Source organism: Halorubrum tropicale (assembly GCF_001280455.1).
In the GTDB taxonomy this organism is placed as follows: Archaea; Halobacteriota; Halobacteria; order Halobacteriales; family Haloferacaceae; genus Halorubrum; species Halorubrum tropicale.
The window spans coordinates 43,903-66,154 of the sequence record NZ_LIST01000004.1; the positions used below are offsets into that span (position 1 = coordinate 43,903).

Annotated in this window: 22 protein-coding genes, 1 tRNA gene and 1 pseudogene; 11 read left to right on the forward strand and 13 right to left on the reverse strand. The window is 70.7% G+C overall.

What is annotated here, in order from left to right; all coding sequences use genetic code 11:
* Nucleotides 1-26: 26 nt before the first annotated feature.
* The 3 genes and pseudogenes from AMR74_RS10440 to AMR74_RS10450 all read right to left on the reverse strand — a co-directional run bounded on the left by AMR74_RS10440 (nt 27) and on the right by AMR74_RS10450 (nt 1,774).
* Nucleotides 27-1,325, reverse strand: a complete 1,299-nt coding sequence (locus tag AMR74_RS10440) for an MFS transporter (RefSeq protein ID WP_053772008.1) — start codon at nt 1,323-1,325, stop codon at nt 27-29.
* Between the two features lie 65 nt (nt 1,326-1,390).
* A pseudogene (locus AMR74_RS10445) lies at nt 1,391-1,606 on the reverse strand (SDR family oxidoreductase); the annotation flags it as partial.
* A gap of 94 nt (nt 1,607-1,700) precedes the next feature.
* Nucleotides 1,701-1,774: transfer RNA gene (locus AMR74_RS10450), tRNA-Lys, on the reverse strand.
* Between the two features lie 253 nt (nt 1,775-2,027).
* Here AMR74_RS10450 and AMR74_RS10455 point away from each other — a divergent pair.
* Nucleotides 2,028-3,494 carry a DHH family phosphoesterase gene (locus tag AMR74_RS10455; RefSeq protein WP_053772010.1) on the forward strand — a complete coding sequence of 489 codons (1,467 nt, stop codon included), beginning with the start codon at nt 2,028-2,030 and terminating at the stop codon, nt 3,492-3,494.
* An 83-nt stretch (nt 3,495-3,577) separates the two neighbouring features.
* Nucleotides 3,578-3,787 (forward strand): hypothetical protein, encoded by a 210-nt coding sequence (locus tag AMR74_RS10460; protein ID WP_053772011.1) that lies wholly within the window; start codon nt 3,578-3,580, stop codon nt 3,785-3,787.
* A gap of 110 nt (nt 3,788-3,897) precedes the next feature.
* Here AMR74_RS10460 and AMR74_RS10465 read toward each other — a convergent pair whose 3' ends face one another.
* Complete coding sequence (locus AMR74_RS10465; RefSeq protein WP_053772012.1) at nt 3,898-4,872, reverse strand: sugar phosphate nucleotidyltransferase; 975 nt, start codon at nt 4,870-4,872, stop codon at nt 3,898-3,900.
* 152 nt (nt 4,873-5,024) lie between these two features.
* Here AMR74_RS10465 and AMR74_RS10470 point away from each other — a divergent pair, with 152 nt between their 5' ends.
* Nucleotides 5,025-5,324, forward strand: a complete 300-nt coding sequence (locus AMR74_RS10470; protein ID WP_053772013.1) for a transcriptional regulator — start codon at nt 5,025-5,027, stop codon at nt 5,322-5,324.
* Nucleotides 5,325-5,339: 15 nt separating this feature from the next.
* On the opposite strand, the gene AMR74_RS10475 is transcribed toward AMR74_RS10470, so the two are convergent.
* The 4 genes from AMR74_RS10475 to AMR74_RS10490 all read right to left on the reverse strand — a co-directional run bounded on the left by AMR74_RS10475 (nt 5,340) and on the right by AMR74_RS10490 (nt 8,253).
* Nucleotides 5,340-6,017, reverse strand: a complete 678-nt coding sequence (locus AMR74_RS10475; RefSeq protein WP_053772014.1) for a DJ-1/PfpI family protein — start codon at nt 6,015-6,017, stop codon at nt 5,340-5,342.
* A 430-nt stretch (nt 6,018-6,447) separates the two neighbouring features.
* Nucleotides 6,448-7,017: a hypoxanthine/guanine phosphoribosyltransferase gene (hpt, locus tag AMR74_RS10480; RefSeq protein WP_049982181.1), complete on the reverse strand. Its 570-nt coding sequence runs from the start codon at nt 7,015-7,017 to the stop codon at nt 6,448-6,450.
* 150 nt (nt 7,018-7,167) lie between these two features.
* A complete protein-coding gene (locus tag AMR74_RS10485; RefSeq protein ID WP_053772015.1) occupies nt 7,168-7,944 on the reverse strand; it encodes an enoyl-CoA hydratase/isomerase family protein in 777 nt (258 codons plus the stop codon).
* Between the two features lie 87 nt (nt 7,945-8,031).
* Complete coding sequence (locus tag AMR74_RS10490) at nt 8,032-8,253, reverse strand: hypothetical protein (protein WP_053772016.1); 222 nt, start codon at nt 8,251-8,253, stop codon at nt 8,032-8,034.
* 126 nt (nt 8,254-8,379) lie between these two features.
* On the opposite strand from AMR74_RS10490, the gene AMR74_RS10495 reads away from it, so the two are divergent.
* Together AMR74_RS10495 and aroC are read left to right on the forward strand one after the other, a co-directional pair.
* Nucleotides 8,380-9,501: a S1C family serine protease gene (locus AMR74_RS10495; protein ID WP_053772017.1), complete on the forward strand. Its 1,122-nt coding sequence runs from the start codon at nt 8,380-8,382 to the stop codon at nt 9,499-9,501.
* A gap of 133 nt (nt 9,502-9,634) precedes the next feature.
* Entirely contained in the window at nt 9,635-10,822 is a 1,188-nt protein-coding gene (gene aroC, locus AMR74_RS10500) for a chorismate synthase (RefSeq protein ID WP_053772018.1), read from the forward strand.
* A 42-nt stretch (nt 10,823-10,864) separates the two neighbouring features.
* On the opposite strand, the gene AMR74_RS10505 is transcribed toward aroC, so the two are convergent.
* From AMR74_RS10505 to AMR74_RS10515, 3 genes are all read right to left on the reverse strand, one after another.
* The gene (locus AMR74_RS10505) at nt 10,865-11,866 is read right to left on the reverse strand and encodes a DUF7544 domain-containing protein (RefSeq protein WP_053772019.1); all 1,002 of its coding nucleotides are present in this window, start codon (nt 11,864-11,866) and stop codon (nt 10,865-10,867) included.
* Nucleotides 11,867-12,086: 220 nt separating this feature from the next.
* Nucleotides 12,087-12,344: a hypothetical protein gene (locus AMR74_RS10510; protein WP_053772020.1), complete on the reverse strand. Its 258-nt coding sequence runs from the start codon at nt 12,342-12,344 to the stop codon at nt 12,087-12,089.
* Between the two features lie 151 nt (nt 12,345-12,495).
* Nucleotides 12,496-13,062, reverse strand: coding sequence for a TIGR04206 family protein (locus AMR74_RS10515; protein ID WP_053772021.1), 567 nt, complete (start codon nt 13,060-13,062; stop codon nt 12,496-12,498).
* An 88-nt stretch (nt 13,063-13,150) separates the two neighbouring features.
* Here AMR74_RS10515 and AMR74_RS10520 point away from each other — a divergent pair, with 88 nt between their 5' ends.
* Together AMR74_RS10520 and AMR74_RS10525 are read left to right on the forward strand one after the other, a co-directional pair.
* Nucleotides 13,151-14,005, forward strand: coding sequence for a DUF7847 domain-containing protein (locus AMR74_RS10520; protein ID WP_053772022.1), 855 nt, complete (start codon nt 13,151-13,153; stop codon nt 14,003-14,005).
* A 24-nt stretch (nt 14,006-14,029) separates the two neighbouring features.
* Nucleotides 14,030-14,797 carry a hypothetical protein gene (locus tag AMR74_RS10525; protein WP_053772023.1) on the forward strand — a complete coding sequence of 256 codons (768 nt, stop codon included), beginning with the start codon at nt 14,030-14,032 and terminating at the stop codon, nt 14,795-14,797.
* A 19-nt stretch (nt 14,798-14,816) separates the two neighbouring features.
* Here the strand turns inward: AMR74_RS10525 and AMR74_RS10530 are convergent, their stop codons facing one another.
* Nucleotides 14,817-16,160, reverse strand: coding sequence for an alkaline phosphatase family protein (locus tag AMR74_RS10530; protein ID WP_053772024.1), 1,344 nt, complete (start codon nt 16,158-16,160; stop codon nt 14,817-14,819).
* 136 nt (nt 16,161-16,296) lie between these two features.
* On the opposite strand from AMR74_RS10530, the gene AMR74_RS10535 reads away from it, so the two are divergent.
* The 4 genes from AMR74_RS10535 (at nt 16,297) to AMR74_RS10550 (ending at nt 20,615) form a co-directional block, all read left to right on the forward strand.
* Nucleotides 16,297-17,268, forward strand: a complete 972-nt coding sequence (locus AMR74_RS10535; RefSeq protein ID WP_053772025.1) for a phosphoadenosine phosphosulfate reductase family protein — start codon at nt 16,297-16,299, stop codon at nt 17,266-17,268.
* A 451-nt stretch (nt 17,269-17,719) separates the two neighbouring features.
* Nucleotides 17,720-18,724: an arsenic resistance protein gene (locus tag AMR74_RS10540; RefSeq protein WP_053772026.1), complete on the forward strand. Its 1,005-nt coding sequence runs from the start codon at nt 17,720-17,722 to the stop codon at nt 18,722-18,724.
* 132 nt (nt 18,725-18,856) lie between these two features.
* The gene (locus AMR74_RS10545; protein ID WP_053772027.1) at nt 18,857-19,585 is read left to right on the forward strand and encodes a type 1 glutamine amidotransferase; all 729 of its coding nucleotides are present in this window, start codon (nt 18,857-18,859) and stop codon (nt 19,583-19,585) included.
* 124 nt (nt 19,586-19,709) lie between these two features.
* A complete protein-coding gene (locus AMR74_RS10550) occupies nt 19,710-20,615 on the forward strand; it encodes a 4Fe-4S binding protein (protein ID WP_053772028.1) in 906 nt (301 codons plus the stop codon).
* A gap of 343 nt (nt 20,616-20,958) precedes the next feature.
* On the opposite strand, the gene AMR74_RS10555 is transcribed toward AMR74_RS10550, so the two are convergent.
* Nucleotides 20,959-22,230 (reverse strand): saccharopine dehydrogenase family protein, encoded by a 1,272-nt coding sequence (locus AMR74_RS10555; protein WP_053772029.1) that lies wholly within the window; start codon nt 22,228-22,230, stop codon nt 20,959-20,961.
* Nucleotides 22,231-22,252: the final 22 nt, after the last annotated feature.

The window sequence follows — 22,252 nt, forward strand, 5'->3', positions numbered from 1 at the left end:
TCGCGCTCGCCTCGCGAGCGCGGCCGCTACCACGCGGTCAACGCCGCGCGGCCGTGATCGGCGGCGAGGATCCCGAGGAACGCTACGACGCCGGTGATCGCGAAGGCGCCGCCGACGTAGAAGACCGACCCCATGCTCACCTCGACCATCAGCCAGCCGGCGATGAGCGGCCCGGCCACGGAGCCCGGCCGCCACACCAGTTCGCGGATGCCGAAGCTGGAGGCGACGCCGCCGTCGTCGGTCCCCTCGTCGGCGAACAGCGCCATGCTGGCGGGCTCGCGGAAGGAGTCCGCGACGCCGAGCAGCCCGGAGAAGGCGACCAGCGGGAGGTACGCCGGCGGAAGCTCGCCGAGGATCGGCACCGTCACGCCCGCGCCGAGCGCGCTCCCGACGGCCGCGGAGAAGGGGATCGCGACCGCGACCGCGCCGTAGGCCCCGCCGCCGGCGAAGACGAACAGCGACCGCCCGTAGGCGTCGGAGAGCCGGCCGGTGAACAGCTGGCCGACCATGTTGGTCGCCTTCTCGGCGGTGACCGTCACCGCGACCGCGGTCGCGCCGACCGCGAGCCCCCCGGCAGCCAGTTCGGTCCCGGCGTAGATCGGCACCCACGTCCGCACCATCGTCACGGCGAAGGCGTACTGCGCGCGGAACGTCGAGATGGTCAGGATCCGCCGGTTCACCGCGAGGTCGCTGAACGGGAACCCCCCGACCCGCGTGGGGTCCGGGTCGAGGACCCCCCACGTGACGAGCCACGCGGCGACCATCAGCGCCGCGATGATCGCGAACACCGGCCCGAAGCCGACGGCGTCGTAGACGGCGCCCGCACCGAGCGACCCCAGTATCGAGGCCCCGAACGAGGCGGCGTTCGCCTTGCCGATCTTGTCGGCCCGCGTCCCGGCGCCGGCGATCTGGCCGACGAGCGAGAGCGTCATCAGCCCCGCGCCGGTGACGACGAGCCCCTGGAGCGCGCGGACGAGGATGAACGTGCCCGAGGTGTCGACGAGCGGGAAGAGGGCGTACACGCCCGCGCCGACGCCGAGGACGCCGAGCAGCACGAGCCGCTTGTCGAACCGGTCGCCCGCCCACGCGAGCGGAACCACGGCGACCGTCTGCGCGAGCGTGAACCCGGTGGTGTACATCCCGATGACGAAGCCGGCGGAGAGCGTGACCCCCAACACCGTCGTCGCCTGCGGGTCCAGGGCGTTGATGTACGTCGGCAGCAGCGTCAGCAGCGTGATGAACCCGAACCCCTCGGCGAACCGGGTGAGGTAGAGCGCCCAGAACTGCGATCGCTTCGCCCCGTCGGTCGCGCCCGCGTTGCTCACACCGGATCCGCGCCGACCGGTTCAAAAGGGGTTACGATTCGAAACGCCGCGCCGACCCGCCCCGCTCACATCGTGTCGGCGTACTTGTCCCGGCGGTAGAGGTCGATCTCGTGGGCCGACGAGCCCGGGCGCGACGCCGCGAACGCGATGGCCTCCGCGGCCTCCTCGGGTTCGGTGACGCTGCCGGGCTCGAAGCGCTCTTCGAACGGCTCGCCCTCCTCGCTGCCGAACTCGGTCCGCACCGCGGAGGGGTTGACCACCGAGACCGCCGCCGCGCCGTCAAGGTCCGTCATGGGTCTGCGATCGGAGAGCGCGGACATACAACGCCGCGTCGAGGCGAGTCACCGCGTCGCCGTCGCTCTGCGGTTCAGGATACGGGCCGGGCGCGATTTGAACACGCGACCGACGGATTAAGAGTCCGTCGCTCTCCCTAACTGAGCTACCGGCCCTCACCAAATTGTACCGCTGTCGAGTTAAAAGACCTTTTCATTCGACGACGGTCGGACGGCTCGGATCCGGAAGGCGAGAGCGGCGTCGACCCGCGTGCGCTCGGGCCGACCGATCGGAATGCCGAGGGCGGTCGACTCGACGGAGACGACGGCGCGGGGAGCCCGGTCGGTCACACGTTCGGGGCGCACAGACGAACCCCGCGCGGACGGTGAGAGCGCACTCGTTAAGTGTCGTGCCGCGGAAATCCCTCCAATGAGTAGTGGGGCATCCGGATCCGCGCGGACCCGATACGCCATCCTCGGCTGTGGAAGCGTCGGTCACGCAGTCGCTGAGGAACTGACCGAGCGCGGGAAGGACGTCCTCATCCTCGACCGCGACGAGAGCCGCGTCGAGGCGCTCCGCGATCAGGACCTCAACGCGCGCGTCCAAGACATCGTCGAGCCGGACGTCGTCGACGAGCTCGGCGACCGGGACATCGTCCTGGTCCTCGCGAGCGACGTGGAGGCGAACAAGGCCGCGGTCTCCGCGGTCAGGGAGACCGGCGGCGACCACTACGTCGTCGTCCGGGCGTCGGACCCCGTCAGCGAGGACGAGCTGCGCGAGCGCGGCGCGGACGTGGTGATCAACCCCTCGACGGTGATCGCCGACAGCGCGCTCCAGTCGCTGGAGACCGGCGAGCTGGAGTACATGGCGCGTCAGCTCGCGGAGATCATCGAGGACGGGGGCGACCGCATGGCGATCCTCACCCACGACAACCCCGAGCCGGACTCGATCGCGTCCGCCACCGCGCTCCAAGCCGTCGCCGAGGCGTTCGGCGTCGACGCCGACATCATCTACTCCGGCGACGTGGGCCACCAGGAGAACCGCGCGTTCGTCAACCTCCTCGGCATCGACCTGCTCGCCCGCGGCGAGGCGCCGGCGCTCTCGGAGTACGCGACCGTCGCGGCCGTCGACCTCGCGAAGGCCGCGGCCGAGGACCTCGACCTCGACGTGTCCGTCGACATCTACCTCGACCACCTGGAGTCGGAGGTGCCGTTCGACGCGCGGTTCGTCGACGTGCGCACCAACGTCTCCTCGACGTCGACGATCCTCACGAAGTACCTCCAGGAGTTCGACCAGTCGCCCTCGGAGGCGGTCGCGACCGCGCTGCTGTACGGGATCCGCGCCGAGACGCTCGACTTCAAGCGCGACACGACGCCGGCCGACCTGACCGCGGCCGCGTACCTCCACCCGTTCGCGAACCACGACACCCTCGAACAGGTGGAGTCGCCGTCGATGAGCCCGGAGACGCTGGACGTGCTCGCGGAGGCGATCCAGAACCGCGAGGTCCAGGGGAGCCACCTCTTCTCGACGGCCGGGTTCATCCGCGACCGCGAGGCGCTCGCGCAGGCGGCCCAGCACCTCCTCAACTTGGAGGGGATCACGACGACGGCCGTGCTGGGCATCGCCGACGAGAAGATCTACCTCGCGGCCCGCTCGAAGGACATCCGGCTGAACATCGGCAACGTCCTCGACGAGGCGTTCTCGGAGATGGGCGACGCAGCGGGCCACTCGACGCAGGGCTCGTTAGAGATCCCGCTCGGCATCTTCACCGGCATCGAGGCGAGCGGCGAGAACCGCGACACGCTCCTCCACCTCACCGAGGAGGCGGTCCGCCGGAAGCTGTTCGACGCGCTCGGCGTCGAGGGCGGCAGCGGCGACGGCTCGAACGGGTCCTGACCTGCCGACTCGGGGCGGATCGCACCCGCGCCTCGGCGGGGTCGTTTTCCGGCTCGGCCCCGTACCTACGAACGCTACGCCGCATGTACGTTCCCGAGGACCCGCCGCCGGACTGTCCCGCCTGCGGCGATCAGTACGACTCGGTCTCCCGTCACACCGGCGGGTTCGTGGCGAACCTGCTCGACAACGAGCGCTACCAGCGGGTTTGTTTCTACCCCGCGACCGACGGCGACGAGCCCGCGTTCGACTGCTATCACCACACGCACGCGCAGGCCGGGACGGACGGCGATTGACCGCGAGTGAGCAGGGCGGTGGCTAGCTGAGAGGGGAACAAACGGCGGCTGACACCGGCTGACGGCGACTGACCGCGAGGGCGCAGGGCGCCCCGGCGGTCGCGACGCGCTCAGAAGTCGTCGCCTTCGGTGATCGAGGTGTATGAACCGATCAGCGCGCCCGAGAGGGCGACGCCCTCCAGGGTGGCGCCCGTGTCGATCACGGAGTTGCGGACCTCGGAGTCGGCGATCGTCGCGTCCTCGAAGACGACCGCGCGGTCGAGCGTCGAGTCGGTCACCGTCGCGCCCGACATGACGTGGACCACGCCGCCGAGGTCGCTCCCCTCGACGGTCGCGTCGTCGGCGACGAGCGTTCCGCCGTCGAGCGCGTACTCGACCGCGTCGAGGTAGGAGTCGGCGGTGCCGATGTCGAACCACGCGCCGTCGAAGGTGAACGCGTGGACCGCGCCGCGCCGCTGGAGCCACTGGAGGAACCACCCCGGCTCGTCCGGGTTGTTGTCGTCGTCGAGGTAGGTGGTGAGCTTCGGGAGCGTCTCCGCGGGGAACGCGTAGCAGGCGATGGAGACCAGCGTCGACTGCGGGTCCGCTGGCTTCTCCTGGAAGTCGACCACCTCGTCGCCGTCCAGCTGGACGAGCCCGTACGACTTCGCGCGCTCGCGGTCGCCCACGTCGTAGGCCGCGAGCGTCGGCGTCCCCTTGTCCTCGAAGAAGTCGGCGAAGTCGGCGATGTCGAAGCTGATCATGTTGTCGCCGGCGACGACGATCAGGTCGTCGTCGACGCCCTCGCGGTCGACGAGCTGTTCGAGCGCCCCCACCACGCCGAACTTCTCGTCCTCCTCGACGGTCTCTTCGACCGACAGCGTCGGCTTCTCGAACGGGCTGTCGGCGAGGTACTCGGCGAAGGTGTCGGCGAAGCGCTCGTTGGTCGAGACAAACACCTCGTCGACCCTATCGTCGGCCTCCAAGTCCTCGAATATCTCGTCGATGACGGTGTTCTCGCCCACCGGCAGGAACATCTTCGGCCGGTGTTCGGTGATCGGCCAGAGCCTGGTCGCGTAGCCACCCGCGAGTACGACGGCTTTCATACCCGCTCCGTCTCACCCCGGTGACATACCTCTTGTGCCCGAGTCGTCTCCGATTCGCCCGGGGGTGTCGACGCCGTGCGCCCGCTGACTCGCCTCCGAGCGCTCGCGCTCCGATCCCGGACCGTTTTGCGCGTCGCCCTCGACGTTCGCCCATGGAGACGACCCGCCAGCGGATCGCCGACGCGCTCCGGGAGGAGCCGCGGACGGCGAGCGACCTCGCCGAGACGCTGTCGCTGCCGACGCCGACCGTGTACGAACACCTCGACCACGTCTCGCGGTCGGTCCGAGAGGGGAACGCCGGCGGGGGCGACGCGGACGAGGAGTTCCTCGTCGCGCCGCCGACCTGTAGCGAGTGCGGGTTCGACGGCTTCGACGACCCGGTGAACGAGCCGTCGCGGTGTCCCGAGTGTAGGAGCGAGCGGATCGAGGAACCGGCGTTCGTGATCCGGTAGGGAGGCTCGCGCGGCTTACAGCTCGTCCAGCAGCGTCGTCGCCGCGTCGGCCGAGGAGCCCGGGCCGCGCGCGGTGATCAGGTCGCCGTCGACCGTGACGCTCGCGTCGGCGTCGAGTTCGGCGTCCCAGTCGGCGCCGGCGAGGACGACCTCGTCTTCGACCCAGTACGGGAGCTTCCGGCCGTCCGGCAGCACGTCGGCCTCGTCGACGATGTCCTCCTCCCACGCGTTCGGGAAGCCGGTCACCGAGCGCCCCTCGACGAGCGGCGTCCCGTCGGCCTCGCGGGTGAACCCGAGGATGCCGACCGCGTGACAGACGACGAGGGCGACGCCGTCGTCGCCCGCGACCGCGTCGAGCAGGAGCTGGCGGGCGTGGCGGTCCTGGTTCACGTCCCAGACGGTGCCGTGCCCGCCGGGGAAGACGACCGCGTCGTAGCCGTCGGCCTCGACCGTCGCGATCGGCTCCGGATCGTTGAGTTCGGGGTGGCTCTCGTCGACCTCGCGAAGCTCCGCGACGCGTTCCTCGCCGCCAGCGGCCTCCGGGTCGAGCGACCGCTCGTCGACGACCGGCGGCGATCCGGACGGCGTCGCGACCGTCACGTCGACGCCCTCGCTTTCGAGCGTGGTCAGCGGTTCGATACACTCCTCGGCCCAGTACCCTTCTTCGCTCACGACGAACAGCGCGCTGGTCATGTGTACGCCCCCATTCACGCCCCCGACACAAAAGGCGCCCGCGGCCGGCAGCGATGAAGGACGGCGCCGGGTTTATAAATTGACTCAGCGATGCGGTCGGCGCGCGCCGCCGAGCGCCCGGCAGGGCGCGAGGTGCGCGTGCGAGGGACGCGGCGACCGGAGCGAAGCGACGGGAGCCGCGAGGCTGGGGAGGCGTGAGGGTGCGGTACGGGGCGGGACTCAAAGGGGCAGCCGTGAGGACGAAGCACGGCGCAGTAAGCACCGCAGCGACGGAGCGAGCAACGCGAGCGACCGAGCGAGGCGCGCAACGAGCCGCGCGAGTCCTCACGGCTGGGGCTTTAGAGGAGTTCGTCGCCGCTGCGTAGTCGACTACCTATAAGCGGCTAACCAGAAAATTCGCGGGTTTCACCGCGGTTCCGCTGCGGACGGCCTATTCGTCGCCCTGCGCGTCGACGATCACGACCTCGCCGTCCTCGACGGTCACGTTGATCAGCGTCTTCACGTTGTAGTCGGTGTCGTCGAGTTCGTTCTCGCCGGCCTTCTTGATCACGGCGACCACGTCGACGACGTCGGCGCCGACCTCGTCGGTGAGCGCGTCGAGGATGGCCTTCATCGTGCCGCCCGTCGAGAGCACGTCGTCGAGCACGAGCACGCGGTCGCCCTCCTCGACGTCGTTGATGTACATCTCCGACTCGGAGTAGCCGGTCTCCTGGAACAGCGGGACCTCGCCGTCGAGGCCGTACTGGCGCTTCCGGATGACCACGAGGGGGATGTCGGTCATCAGCGAGAGCGCGGTCGAGATGTGGATCCCCATCGCCGCGGGGGTGACGATCTTGTCGACGTTCTCGAGCTCAGCCTTCCGGATGATCCGGATGACGATCTCCCGGAGCAGCTCCGGTTCGAGCATCGGGACGCCGTCGCTGATCGGGTGGACGAAGTACTGGTACTCGCCTTTCTCGATGATCGGCGCGTCGAGGAGCGACTGCCGCAACTGGTCCATGTCGCGGGTACTCGGGCGGATTAATAAAGCGTGGCGGTTACGGGATCGCGGTGGGAGACGATGGCACGGAGTGCGGCGCCCGAACGTTCGTACGCGAACTGTCGATCGACATGAACGTCGCCGCAACAGACTCGCGTCCGCCGGAACTGTCTACTCGAACTCCGGCTCCCGTTTCTCTAAGAACGCCCGCATCCCCTCGCGCTGGTCGTGGGTGCCGAACAGGCCGGCCCACGCCCGGCGTTCGAGGGCGTGGCCGGTCGCCGCGGCGCCGTCCCCGGCCGCGTTCAGCGCCTCCTTCGCGGCGCGCAGCGCGGTCGCGGGCTTCGCCGCCAGCTCGCCGGTCAGCTCGTCGATCCGGTCGTCGAAGTCCTCGTCGGCGACGACCTCGCCGACGAAGCCGACCTCGGCCGCCTCGGCCGCGTCGATGCGCTCGCCGAGGAAGATCAGCCGCCGCGCGACCTCGTCGCCGACGAGGGCCGGGAGGCGCTGCGTGCCGCCCCAGCCCGGGATGATCCCGAGGTCGATCTCCGTCTGCCCGAGGACCGCGCTCTCGGCCGCGACCCGGAGGTCGCAGGCAAGCGCGAGCTCGCAGCCGCCGCCGAAGGCGTATCCGTCGACCGCGGCGACCGTCGGCGCCGGGAACGACTCGATCGCGTCCGCGACGCGGTGGCCGAGCTCGGCGTACGCCTGCGCCTCCGGCGTCGACATCTCGACCATGTAGGAGATGTCGGCGCCCGCGACGAACGCCTCGTCGCCCGCGCCGGCGATCACGAGGGCGCGCGCGTCGCGGTCGGCCGCCTCGTCCAGCGCGTCCTCGATCGCTTCGAGCGTCTCGACGGTGAGCGCGTTGAGCTGTTCCGGTCGGTCGACGGTGACCGTCGCGACCCCGCGGTCGTCGACGTCGAAGGAGATGGTGTCCCGGCTCATACGGCCCCCGTCGCGGGGCGGCGTGAAAACGGTTCGGCAGCCGGATCCGCGGTTCCGGAACCGGCGTTTGCGAGCGACGACCCCCCGTTAGACCTCTTCGCGGCTGTCGATCCCGGTGTAGATGAACCACGCCGTCGTGTACACGCCGACGAACAGGAGGTAACCGAGGATCAGGCCGCCGAGCTGGCGGCTCGCGAGCCCGCCGGGGAGCGTCCGCGAGAGGACGCCGAGCGCGAGCACGAAGACGACGAGCGAGAACAGCCCGGAGAGGGCGTACACGCCGAGGTCGGAGGTGAGGCGGTCGCGCACGCTTTCACCAACGGGATCCCGTTACATACCCCCATCGGTCCCGGACCGGACCGCGGGGGGACTCGGTCGCGGCGTCGAGGCCTCGGCGGCCGATCGCTTAATCGAGCGCGGCTCCTATCGGATGGTATGAAACGAACCCGACGCGAGGTCCTCGGGGTCGGGGCGGCGATCGCCGGCGCGTCGACCGCCGGCTGTCTCGGCGCGATCGGCGGGGCGACCGACGACGACGCTCCGCGAGGGAAACAGCAGATCGAGCCGCCGGTGACCGCCGACGACCCCGACTACGTCGACGTGTACGAGGCCGTCGTCCCGTCGGTCGCGCGCGTCCAGACGTACGTCGAGAGCCGGGAGACCGTCTTCGGGCCGGGGGAGGGCGGCGCCGCGGGACAGGGCTCCGGGTTTCTCTACGACGAGACGCACCTGGTGACGAACGACCACGTGATCGGCGATCCCGACACGATCCGCGTTCAGGCGACCGACGAGACGTGGGTGAACGCGACCGTCGTCGGTCGCGACCCGTACAGCGACCTCGCGGTCGTCGAACTCGACGCGGGGCTCCCCGGGGACCCGCTCCCGGTCGCGACCGACCTCCCGCCGGTCGGCACCCGGGTCCTCGTCGTCGGCGCGCCGCTCGGCCTGTCGGGGTCGGCGACCCAGGGAATCGTCAGCGGGCGTAACCGGACGATTCCGGCGTCGACGGCGCCCGGCCGCTTCTCGATCGCGGACGCGATCCAGACCGACGCGGCGCTGAACCCCGGCAACAGCGGGGGGCCGATCGTCACCCTCGACGGCACGGTCGTCGGCGTCGCGACCGCGACGCGGGGCGACAACATCGGCTTCGGCGTCTCCGCGCGGCTCGTGAACGAGGTGGTCCCGGCGCTCATCGAGACCGGGAGCTACGACCACTCGTTCATGGGCGTGAGCGTCGTTCGGGTCGATCCGCTGCTCGCGGCCGGCAACGACCTCCCGGACGCCAGCGGCGTCTACGTCGCCGGCGTCGTCGACGACGGCCCCGCCGACGGCGTCCTCCGCGGCACGGACGGGGAGGCGACTGTCGACGGCGCGACGGTGCCGACCGGCGGCGACGTGATCGTCGCGCTCGACGGGACCGAGATCGCGGACAACCCCGACCTCTCGCGGTACCTCGCCCTGGAGACGGACCCCGGCGACACGGTCGCCGTCACCGTGGTGCGCGACGGTAGCGAGGAGACCCTCGACGTGACGCTCGGCGAGCGGCCCGAGCCGTGACGCTCGGCGAGCGGCCCGAGCCGTGACGCTCGGCGAGCAACCTCAGCGGAAAGCTGAATTTGGGTGCGTGCGCCCGGTCGTCACCCGTTGCGCGGATTGCAACCCCTATATGCCCCCGGCCACACGTACCGGTATGAACGGGAACCGGTTCGGTCGACTCTTCCAGCTGACGACCTACGGCGAGAGCCACGGCGACGCGATGGGCGTCACCGTCTCCGGCGTGCCGGCGGGCGTCGAACTCGACGAGGAGGCCATCCAGGCGCAGCTCGACCGGCGCAAGCCGGGTCAGTCGATGATCACCACCTCGCGCGGCGAGCCCGACGAGGTCGTCGTCAACTCCGGCGTTCAGGACGGGTACACGACCGGCACGCCGATCGGCATGGTGATCCAGAACAAGGACGCGCGCTCGGGGAAGTACGAGCCGTACGTCACGGCCCCCCGGCCCTCGCACGGCGACTACACCTACTCGGCGAAGTTCGGCACGCGCAACTGGGGCGGCGGCGGGCGTTCCTCGGCCCGGGAGACGGTGAACTGGGTCGCGGCCGGCGCCGTCGCGGAGCAGGTCCTCGACGCCTCGGAGCACGACGTGGAGATCAAGGCCCACGTCAACCGCATCGGCGACGTGGAGGCCGACCCGGTGAGCTTCGAACAGCTGCTCGAACGCAGCGAGGAGAACGACGTGCGCTGTGCCGACCCCGAGGCGGCCGCCGAGATGCAGGAGCTGATCGAGGAGTACCAAGAGCAGGGCGACTCGATCGGCGGGTCGATCTACTTCGAGTGTCGCGGCGTCCCGCGCGGGCTCGGCGCCCCGCGGTTCGACAGCTTCCCCGCGCGGCTCGGGCAGGCGATGTTCTCCATTCCCGCCACGACCGGCGTCGAGTACGGGCTCGGGAAGGACGCGAACCACGTCGCCGGCAGCGAGCGCAACGAGGACTGGACGTTCGACGACGGCGAGTCGTTCGATCACGTCGAGAGCGACGAGGGCGACCCCGTCCCCGAGGGGAACGACCACGGCGGCCTCCAGGGCGGGATCACGACCGGCGAGCCGATCTACGGCGAGGCGACGTGGCACGCGCCCACCTCGATCCCGAAGAAGCAGCGCTCCGCCGACTGGGAGACGGGCGAGGAGAAGGAGATCCAGGTCGTCGGCCGCCACGACCCGGTCCTCCCGCCGCGGGCGGTCCCCGTCGTCGAGGCGATGCTGTACTGTACCGTCCTCGACTTCATGCTGCTCGGCGGTCGGATCAACCCCGACCGCGTGGACGGGAACCCGGGACAGTACGACACCGACTACCATCCGAGCAGCCCGGAGAACGAGTAGTCGGAGCCACCGGCCGGTCTCCGGGCCAGGGACTTCGCGGAATCACTCCCTGACCGCGCGTCGCCGCTCGGCGATGAGGTCGAACTCGGCGTCGGTGTCCCCCAACACGAACAGCGCGTAGTACCGGAGGTACGTCTGTACGGGCACCGAAACGAACAGGGCGACGGCGACGACCGCGAGCACGAACAGCACGACCGAGACGGCGATCAGGGCCGCGCCGACCGGGGTGGCGACCGAGAGGAGCGCGAGCCCAACGGCCCCGGTGATTCCGAACGGGATTGCGGCCGCGATCACGCCGAAAACGACCGCGACGGCCGAAAGGACTCCGGCCGCGGTCCGGAGCACGAACGCGAGGGCGACGTACGCGGCGTACTGCTTCCACTGCCCGGTCAGCACGGGCCAGAACCGGCGCCACGCGGATACCACCGACCGCTCCTCGACCAGCATCACGGGCACGACGAAGTTCGTCGTGAACCCCCCAACGAGGCCGCTGACGACGGTGAGTCCGAGCAACACCGGTGCCGCGAGAAGCAGCAGTCCGACGGCGACGGACCCCTCGCCGGAGAGCGCCGGCAACAGCGCTGGCGTGAGCACCGCGCCGGCGAGCGTCAGCGTGATGGCGCCGAGGAGGAGTCGGAAGCCGAAGAGCCGCACGCCGGCCCGCCAGCGGTCGCGCCAGTACCGCCGGATCGAGACCGCCTCTCGGCGGAGCGACTCGACGAAGACGAACTCCATCACCGACCCGACGAACAGGAGTCCGAGGACGACCGCGGCGACGGCCGCCAGGACGGCCCCGATCACGAGTAGCTCGGCGCCGCCGGGGAGGACCGTTTCCGGTGGGTACGGCTGTGGGAGCGACCCCGGCTGGGGGCCGGAGCCGGTGGAGGCGCTCCCCCCGAACTGCGACGTCGTGGAGCCCCCGGCGCCGCCGACGAAAAAGACGACGAGCATCAGCCGGAGCCACCGTCCCACGTCGAACGGCCAGAGCAGCGACCGCGTCGCGTCGATCGCATCGTCGATCGCATCGACGGCGTACAGCGTCACCGTCCCCCCTCGCACGCCTCGCCCGGTCCGCGAGTACGTCCGCGCCGGTTCGGTCGGGGGCGGTCGCCGTCGGAGGCTGAGGGCGGGAACCGGGTTCGTGTCATCGCGCCCCTCGACGCGGTCGAGTCGATTAATCCTTGCGGGAAACCCGCCTCGACGCGCGCTCTACCACGCGGAACGCGACCGCGGTCGAGACCGATGTCGCGAAAATCGGCCCTGCTCAGACGACGATAACCGCGTCGACGACGGCGAGGGGACCAGCTCCCGGAACGCGACCGCGCGCATCCCGCCCGGTGCGAACCCGGATGCGACGGAGCACGGCCCGGTCGAGAGGGCCGACGCCGCCGACGGGCGCGCCCGTCGTCACCCCCGGGAGCGTCCCCCGTTCCAGTCCCGGGGCCGCGAGACCGAACACGCTGGCCGCGGTCATCGCCCCGGGCGCGAACCTGAGGGCGGCGTCGTACGTCTGGTGGGGCACCCGCGCTGAAGAACACGGGGACCGCGCCGAGTGGACTGGGGAGCCTCGCGGCGCTCGTCGCGCCGAGCACCGTCACGAACGGAGTCATGCGTCCCGGGTCCGGGAAGGAGAGCGATAGATGGGCCGGCCGGGGTCCGGTCGATCCGGGTCGTCACCGAGCGACGATCCGCCGGAGATCGCCTCCGTAGCGCACGGCGCCGACCGCGAGCGTCGCGACCGTTCCCATCGGGAGGACGGCCAGCCAGCCGGCGGTCGTCCCGACGCCGAAGCGCACGCCCAGCCCCGCCGCGACCCACAGCGTCGCGGCCGCCGCGAGCACGAGGAGGCCCCCCGTGACCCGGCGGTCCTCGCGGCCGAGCGCGACCCCGCTCGTGGCGCTCCCGGCCGCGAGCAGGTGGAAGCCGAGCGCGAGCGGCCACGCCCGGATCGACGGGGGGAGCGTCGCGAACGGGCGCGGCTGGTCGAGGAAGTACGCCCACACCGGGTAGCCGCCGATCCCGCCGCCGTCGCCGCCGAGCGTGACGAACCCCCAGAGGCTCACCAGTGTCGGCGCGCCGTCGCCGGGGACGACCGCCATCGGGACCGCGAGCAGCGCGGCGACGAGGAGCCACTCGACCAGACCGCTGGTCTGCGGCGACGATGACTCTGGCTCCGGTCGCGAGGCGGTCCCCGACATCGAGTCCGACGCCGAGCGGGTAGCGCCGTCCGGGCTCTCCATACGACGGGTTCGGCGCCCGGGAGTAAGTATGGTCGGGACCTCGCGGGCGCCGAGAGGCTTTTAGCGTCCTCCGCGACAAAGAGCGTCAATGCCAGCCCTCCGCGCGATCCGACCGGCCGTCGGCGGCGTCGCGAGGAATCCCGTCCTCGTCGCCGTCTCGGCGCTGTTCGCGCTCGCGCAGTTCCCCGACCTCATCGTGCGGCCGACCGCGAGCCCCGGGCTCGCGGCCGCGGTCTCCGCGCTGACGTTCGGCGTGCTGATCCTCGTCGTCCCCTTCTTCCAGGGCGGCCTGCTCGCCATGGCGGACGAGGCGCTCGACGGTCGGACGGGCGTCGCGACGCTCGTCGCCGCGGGCCGCGACCACTACCTGCCGCTGCTCGTCGCGTACCTCGCGCTGGTGGGCGTGAGCCTCGCGTTCGGGTTCCTATTCGTCGTCGGGATCGTCCTCGGCGTCGCAGGGAGCGTCGTGGGCGGGCCCGCCGGGTTCGTTCGGATCCCCGCCGAGGACGTCACGCTCGTCGCGGTGCTCGGAATAATCGTCGTCGGCCTGTTCGGCGCGTACCTGCTCGTCACGTTCTTCCTCCAGTTCTACGCGCACGCAGTCGTCGTCGAGGACGCCGAACTCGTCGCCGCGTTCCGCCGTAGCGTCCGGCTCGTGCGGTCGAACCTCGGGGCCGCGATCCCGTACACGGTCATCCTCGCCGCCGTCGGCGCGCCGTTCGGCCTCCTCGTCGCCGCCGCGGCGCTGACGCTCGCGCCGCCCGCGATAGACACGGCCCCGGCGTGGCTGCCGAGCGTCGAACTCGGCACGCTGGGGACCGTCGGCGTCGGAGTCGGCGTGGTCGCGGTCACCGGCCTCCTCGGCGCGCTGTGGACGACCTACTCCGTGGCGTTCTACCGGGCCCTCGCGGAGCGGACGCCCGCGCCGGGGCGTCAGGCGTAACCCGTCCCCGCCCGTATCGCGCGTGTGAACACGAACGACGGCGGACACCACGACGCGGCGGTCGACGCGCTGGCGAGCCGCGAGTACGAGCGCGCCGGGAACCGCTACACGCGAGGGGGACGGCGCGTGCTCGCGGACCCGCGCCCCGATCGCGACCCGTTCGAACCGGACGAGAAGGGATGGATCGGGCAGGGGCTCCAGCAGCTGCTCGCGGCGACGGTCGCGTACCGCGCCGCGGGCCGCGACGGGCGCGCGACCCAGCGCGCGGTCGAGGGGCTCGCCGCGGCCCGCGACTTCGAGACGGTCCTCGACGAGCCGGGACAGACGGCCTGCCTCGCGGAGTTCGTGGCCGACTTCCGGGTCGCGGGCGGCCTCGACGGCGCCGAAGCGGCCTACGACGACGCGGCCGAGCGGTACGCGGCCGCGGGCGACGCGGTCGACTCCCCGCAGGCGCTCGCGACGACCCCGCTCTTCGAGGCCGCGGCCGCGACGGTCAAACAGGTCGCGCGGGGGCAGGCGGACGGCGAGATAGCGATCAAGTGGGAGGACCTCCACGGGAGCGACCCGAGCCGACCGGGCGAGTTCCTCGCGCATCGCGCCCGGTTCAAGAAGCAGCGGTTTCCCGGACTGGTCGAGCGCGCGGTCGACGACGGTCACCTCGCCGCGCCCCGGGGGACGACCGAGTACAACAACGAGACTCACCAGTGCCCGCACTGCGGGTCGACCCACGTGAACTGGGCGGGGACCGGGATCCTCTGTCTGCGCTGTTCGCGGCCGACGGCGGAGAAGTAACGCGCGGCAGCGAGCGCCGTCAGCTCAGCAGGCTCTCGCCGTCGAACTCGTCGTCGGCCTCGACGTCCAGCAGGTCGAGGACGGTCGGCGTCACGTCGAAGAGGTTCGCGTCGGACAGGTCGAGGTCGGGGTCGGTCGAGTACAGCAGCGAGTTCTCGAACTTGTGCATCCCGTTGCGCGGGCCTTCGGTGAAGACGGCCTCCTTGCCGGAGAAGCCGGACTTGAGGTCGAACCCGTCCGCGGGGATGACGACGAGGTCGGGCGCGATACCGTCGTGGTCGCCGTCGAAGACGGTCTCGCCTTTCACGATCCGGCGGCACACCTGTCGGCCGTCGGGGCCGGTGAGCGATTCGAGGTCGTCGATGAGCTCCTCGCGGGTCGCCTCGTACTCGGACTCGGGGACGACGCCGTTGGGCTCGCGGCCCTCCAGGTTGAGGTAGAAGCGCCCGGGGATGAGCGAGTACGCTCGCGTCTCGTCGTCGATGTCGGTGAGCGCGTCGTGGTCGTCGGCGGCGTACGAGAGCCACCCCTCGTCGGCGAGGAACTGGTTACAGTTCACCTCCCACTCCAGTCGGGTGAACCCGTGGTCGGAGGCGACGATCAGGGTGGTGTCGTCGTCGAGCGAGTCGCGGATCTCGCCGATGTAACCGTCGAGCTCGCGGTAGAACGCCAGGAACTCCTCCTTGTACTCGCCGTCGGTCGCGTAGTCACCGAAGAGGAAGTGGTTCACGCGGTCGGTGCTCATGAACACGCCGAAGAAGAGGTCCCAGTCGTCCCGGTCGAGGTAGTGGGAGAAGGCGTCGTAGCGGGCGTCGAGCGTCGCGTGCGCGTTCTCGATGAACTCGGTCTTGTCGTCGTCGTGGCCGAGCTTGGCGTTCACGTCGATCCGGTAGTCGAACCCGTCGAGCGTCTCGCGCACCTCGTCGTCGCTCGCGGCCGACTCCAGGTCGGGCGAGAGGAACCCGGAGACCATCCGCTGGACCCGCGTCGACGGCGGGAACGTGACCGGGACGTTGAGGACGGTCGCGTCGCGCCCGGCGTCCGTGACGCGGTCCCACAGCCGGGTCGCCTTCACGTGGCGCCCGAGCGGGACGTACGTCTCGTAGGAGTCGACCTCGCGGTCCTGAAAGCCGTAGACCCCCGTCGCGCCGGGGTTCTTCCCGGTCGTGAGGCTCGGCCAGCACGCGCTCGACTCCGGCGGGACGATGCTCTCCAAGCGCCCCCCGGAACCGGTCTCGGCGATGTCGGTCAGGTTCTCGAAGACGTCGGGGTGGTCCTCGACGAGGTCGAGCGGTACGCCGTCGATCCCGAGGAAGACGACGCGCTCGTCGTCGTCGCCGCGGAGCCGGTCGAACAGACCCATGGGCGACGGTTCCGGGGCGGCCGGCATATCCCTTGTGTTCCGCGGGACCGCGGCGGCGGCCGCCGACCGCGGGACCGACTCGCGGGCGACCCCGATTCAGAAAGCATATTGGTCTCGGCGGCGACTGCTACGGCGTATGAGCGACGACTTCCCGGCGAGCGTCGACGTCGACTACACCGACGGCGAGGGCGAGAGCCCGGACGACTACCCGTCGATCCAGCACAAAATCGAGAAGGCGGTCGAGGTCACCCGCCGCGGGCTCGAACAGTACGACAACCCCGCGGTGATGTGGACGGGCGGGAAGGACTCCACGCTGACGCTGTACTTCATCAACCAGGTCGCCGAGGAGTACGGCTACGAGAAGCCGACCGCGGTGTTCATCGACCACTTCCAGCACTTCGACGACATCACCGACTTCGTCGAACACTGGGCCGACCAGTGGGATATCGACCTCGTGTACGCCCGCAACGAGGACGTGGGCGCCTACGTCGACGAGCACGGGTTGGAGCCGGGCGACGACATCCCCGTCGACGCGCTCTCGGATCACAACCAGCACCACATCCGGGAGATCCTGGAGTTCGAGGAGGACTCGTTCCCCTTCCTGCTCGACACCTACGTCGGCAACCACCTCCTGAAGACGGTCGCGCTCAACGACGCCTTAGAGGAGCACGACATCGACGGCGTCATCTCCGGCGTCCGCTGGGACGAACAGGAGGCCCGCGCCGACGAGACGTTCTTCTCGCCGCGCCACGATCCTGATCTCTTCCCGCCGCACGACCGCATCCAGCCCATCCTCCAGTTCGCCGAGGCCGACGTGTGGGACGCCTTCTGGAACTTCGTCGTGCCGGACACGGTCGAGGCGTTCCCCGACGAGGGGTACATCCCGCAGGCCGACGACGACCTCCCCGAGGGCGTCACCCAGGAGGACATCCCGATCTCGCCGAAGTACTTCGCCGGGTTCCGCTCGCTGGGCAGCGAAGTCTCGACCGAGAAGACGACCGAGGAGCCCGCGTGGCTCCAGAACCTCGAGGACACGACCGAGCGCGCCGGCCGCGCCCAGGACAAGGAGGACCTGATGGAGCGCCTGCGCGACCTCGGTTACATGTAGGGCGAGCGGGCGACGCGCGGGAGACCGACGCACGACTCCTTCCTCGGCCACGACTTCGGGGTCGATCCCATCCTGAAGCCGGACTGACCCGTATACGGTTCCGCCGAGCGGTCACCGACGTGTGATTGTGTACACTAGGCACTGCTCTCGCCGTCCGTAATCTCGGATATCGGCGTCGCGAACACGTCATGAACAAGTCTCAGTGCCCCTCGTCGGCGAAGTGTGCGGCCGGAACCGCGACCGAGGGCCTCACGGTGAGTCACACGGTTGTATAGACCATACATTTTTGGTTGCGTCGCACGATATCGCGTATAGCGTCCCGAAGCCGGTCGGCGACGTCGACGGCCGGCCGATCGGACAGTCGAGAGATGACAGATCGAACGCCCGCCCCACGGAAGAGAACGCATCGGCACGGCAAGCGCGCGCATCACAACTCGTCCACGTCCAGCAGATGATACGCCCGTTCCTCACCGGACTCAAGGAGAACCTCATCTACGTCGTCGTCGCCTCGCTGGTCGCCGGGCTGGCCGTCGGCCAGGTCGCGGGCTCGGAGACGACGTCGGTCCTCCGAGCAGCGGTCGTCCCGATCCTGTTCCTGATGATCTACCCGATGATGATCAACATCGATCTCCGGGAGGTGCTCAACGTCCGCGACCACGCCGGTCCCGTGGGATTAAGCCTGCTGATCAACTTCGGCGCGGCGCCGCTGTTCGCGGTCGCCCTCTCGCGGGGCTTCTTCGGCGGCGGCGTCGAGTACGCCGTCGGACTGTACTTCATCGCGCTCATACCGACCTCGGGAATGACCGCCGCGTGGACGGGCCTCGCCGACGGCGACCTCGAGGCGGCCCTGGTCGCGATGGCGGTCAACCTGTTGGCGGCGATCGTGATCCTCCCGGCGTACCTGTCGGTGCTCGTGCCCGCTGACGTCGGGTTCGACCCCTCGGCGCTGTACCGACAGCTCGCGCAGGTGGTGGTCGTCCCGATGGCCGCCGGGACGGCCACTCGGTGGCTGTTGCTTCGGCGGTATTCAAAGGCGGTTTTCAAGCGCCTGAAGCCGTTGTTCGGCGGACTGTCGTCGTTGGGCGTGATGCTGATCGTGTTCGTCGCGATGACGATGCGGTCCGGTCAGATCCTCGCGGATCCGGCCGCGTCAGTAGTGACGGTCGTCCCGCTGGTGGTGTTTTACGCGGCGGTCCTCGGCGTCGCCGCGGCCGTCGGACGGACGCTGCTCGACCCGCGGCGCGGCGTCGCGCTCGTGTACGCGACCAGCATGCGAAACCTGTCGATCGCGCTGGCGATCGTCGTCGCCGCGGACGCGGTGCCATCCGGGGCGGTGCTACCGATCGCGCTGGCGTACGTCATCCAGCCGCCGCTCGGCGCGGTCTACATGCATTACCGACGCGACGTCGTCGGCGAAGGGCTGTCCCTCCGCGAAGCGATCTCGGAGATCGTCTGACCGGGTGGACGCCTCGCTGCCTCGGTTCGGCACCGAACGGGCGCTGCCGGCTCTCGTCAGGCGGATATCGGTAGTGTGTGTATAGCACATTACCTGCAAAGTGATTTGGCCGCAGCGCGCCTCGGTAGACGCATGAGCGCAACCTTCGCAGTGATCGACGCGTCGGTCGGCGACACCCCTGCGGAGTCGAACCTCCGACGAGAGCTCGACGCGGACGTCGCCGTCTACAAGCCGAGCGAAGGGGAGTTCCCGCCCTCGGTGTCGGCGTCCGGCTGGCGGTTCGACGGCGTCGTCATCAGCGGGTCGCAGACCTCAGCGTATGACGATCGCGACTGGATCCACGAGCTGACGGAGTGGATCCGTCGGGTCCACCTGGCGGACGTCCCGACGCTCGGCATCTGTTGGGGCCACCAGTTCCTCGCGCAGGCGCTGGGCGGCCGCGTCGTCGACATGGGGGAGTACGAGCTCGGATACGAGCGGGTCGTGCGGCTCGGCGAGGACCCGCTGTTCAGGGGGCTCCCGGAGCGGTTCACCAGCTTCGAGACGCACTCCGACCGCGTCGCCGAGCTTCCCCCGGGCGCGGCGACGCTCGCACGCAACGGCTTCGGCGTTCAGGCCTTCCGCCTTGGGAACACCTACGGAGTACAGTTCCACCCGGAGTACGACCGCGAGACCGCGGTCTGGGTGACTGAGGGGAAAGACCTCCCGGACGAACGGAAGCGTTCCGTGCTGGAGGGGATCACCGACGAGTCCGTCGAGGCGGCGCGGACGAGCAAGCAGATATTCGGGAACTTCCGGCGCCTCGCCGAACGCCACCAGCCGGTCCGCCGGCCGGGCTCGATCCCACCTCGGACGAGGTGACCGCCGAGCCTCGCGACGGGCCGGAGTCGCGACGAACGGGCGGTACGGGATATTGATTGTGTAGTATTGTGTGCTTTCCAAATTACTAAGTTCGACGCGCCGGACAGGATCGTCCGCGTCGAAGATGAGCCTGCGAACCCGAGCGAGCGAACTCGTGGATCGAGCGCGGTCGGCGGCGACCGGCGACCGGACGAAGCGACTCGTCGAGGCGTTCCGTCGGGTACGCGACGGGGACCCGTGGTTCGACAAGCGGGGGCTGGACGCGATCCGTCGCCGGCCGGTCGACGACGGCTCGATCGAACGACGGCGACGCGCGCAGCGCTACCTCGGCGTCGCCTTCGTCGGGCTGCTGGCGGCGGCGCTCTGGTACCCGCTCGTCGCAGGGGTCGGCGTCGTCGGCTGCGCCGCCGCGGCGGTCGGAGTCGGCGCCGTTCGCGGCCGGTTCTACTGTAATCACCTCTGTCCGCGCGGCGGCCTGCTCGACGGCTACGTCCGCCTGTTCAGCCGTGGAAAGCGGACGCCGGACTGGTTCAAGCATCCGCTGACCCGCGCGGCCGTGGGCCTGACCGCGGCCGGACTCTTGGGGACGGGACTGTACGCCGCGTGGCGGCAGGACGGGTCGCTCGGCGTGCCCTTCCTCACGATGCTCGGCGTCAGCACGCTCGTCGCGGTGGTTCTCGGCGTCGTGTACCACCAGCGGGCCTGGTGTCAGATCTGCCCGGCCGGGACGCTCTCGCACGCCGTCCACCGCGTCGCGGAGGGGCTCGGTCGCGATCCGGCACCGCGCGTCGAGGTCGACGCGGACGCCTGCGTGAGCTGCGGCCGCTGCGGGACGGTCTGCCGACAGGAGATCCGTCCGGGGCAGTACGCCGACGGCGAGGTCACGGACCACGGGAACGTGTTCTCGCCGGGCGGTCTCGAGGGGTCGACCCGCGAGGTCGACGGCGTCGTGGACCACGCCGACTGCCTCCAGTGTGCCGCCTGCGTCGAGGAGTGCCCGACGGACGCGCTGTCACTCGACGAGGAGTAGCCGACCGCGAGCCCTCGTCTCTCGGGCCGTCACGTGTCCGAAATACACAACGCACCTGCGTAGTGTTACGCCTACTGCCACCGCGACAACCCCGCCGCGGTCATCTACACCGACCTCGCGGGGACGCTCGGCGTGCCCGTCGAGGGCGAGGACCTCGTCACCGACCTCGACCAGTCCACGCCGGTCGACCGGGTGTACGCCGCGAGCGACGTCACCGGCGGCCGCCGGCGGATCGCGACCTCCGTGGGCGAGGGCGCTCGCGCGGCCACCACTTACTCGAAGAGCTCCGCGGCGCCGACTCCACCGACTACAAGAAGCGGGACTCGCGGTCGGCCTGAGCGGCTCACTCGCCGACGGTCGGTCCGGCCGGGTCGACCGAGACCGTGAAATCGCCCTCGCGCAGCCGGTCCGCGAGCGGGCGACCGATCCCCGACGCCGGGGTCAACACGCCGCCGTCGAAGGGCGAGTCGACGTCGCCGCGCGCCAGACAGACGGCCGACTCGCCGAGCATCCGCGCTGTGGCGCCGTACCCCGGGTCGCGGTCGGCGCCGAACTCGGCCTCCACAGTGAAGGGACCGTCCGACGCCGTCCCGCGTCCGAGGACGCGGATCCGGAAGTGGCCCGCCTCGGCCTCCTCCCGCGTTGGCCCCTCGCCCGGGTCTGGGAAGACGTACCGCCGGAGCGCTGAGCGCAGCGGCCCGACCGACATCGCGGCCGTGAACAGGCCGAGCCCGCCGGCGACGGCGCCCGCGGTCGCCGCGCCCCGCACCCCTTCGCCGGTCGGGACCACCTCCGAACACCGGAACTCGCGCCCCCACGGGTACCCGAGGAGCGCGTTGCTCCGGCGCACCACCCGCTCGTTCACCGCGGCCATCGGCGACGGCGCCGTCCACTCGCCGCGAAGCGCGTCCCGCCGCGGCCACCGCTGTGCGCCCGGGTCGACGCCGCTCCGCTCGCCGCGCGGCGCGAGCGAGTAGGGGTTCCGGAGCGTCTCCCGCGCGAGCGGGTCGGTCGCGGCCGCCTCGAACAGCTCGCCCGCGCTCGCGAGCGTGCCGCCGCTGACGCTCCCGCTGCCGCCGTCGAGGTAGATCCGGACCGTCTCGCAGGGCGCGCCGTGCGCCTCTCGCGCGCACGACTGCGCGAGCAGGGTACCGAGGTCCGCCGGGACCGAGTCGAACCCGCAGCTGTGGACGATCCTGGTGTCGGCGTCGACCGCCGCCTCGTGGAAGCGGTCCACGGTCTCGCGCACCCAGTTCACCTCGCCGGTGAGGTCGCAGTAGTCCGTGCCGGTCTCGACGCAGGCCTCGACCAACGGCGTCCCCAGCCGGGTGTACGGGCCGACCGTCGTACACACCACCTCCGCGTCTCGGGCGACCGCGCGCAGGCTCTCGGGGTCGGTGGCGTCGCCCACGACGACGGCCACGTCGTCCCGCGCGTCGCTGCGACGGGCGAGGTCGTCGGCGACCGCGTCGAGCCTCGCTCGGTCCCGGCCGCCGACGGCCAGCGAGAGTTCGTCGGGACCGTACCGCTCGGCGAGGTACTCGGCCGTGAACCGCCCGGCGACCCCGGTCGCGCCCCACACCACGACGTCGTGCGTCGGCTCGGCGTCAGTCATTCGGGAGGGGCTAGGGGGCCGC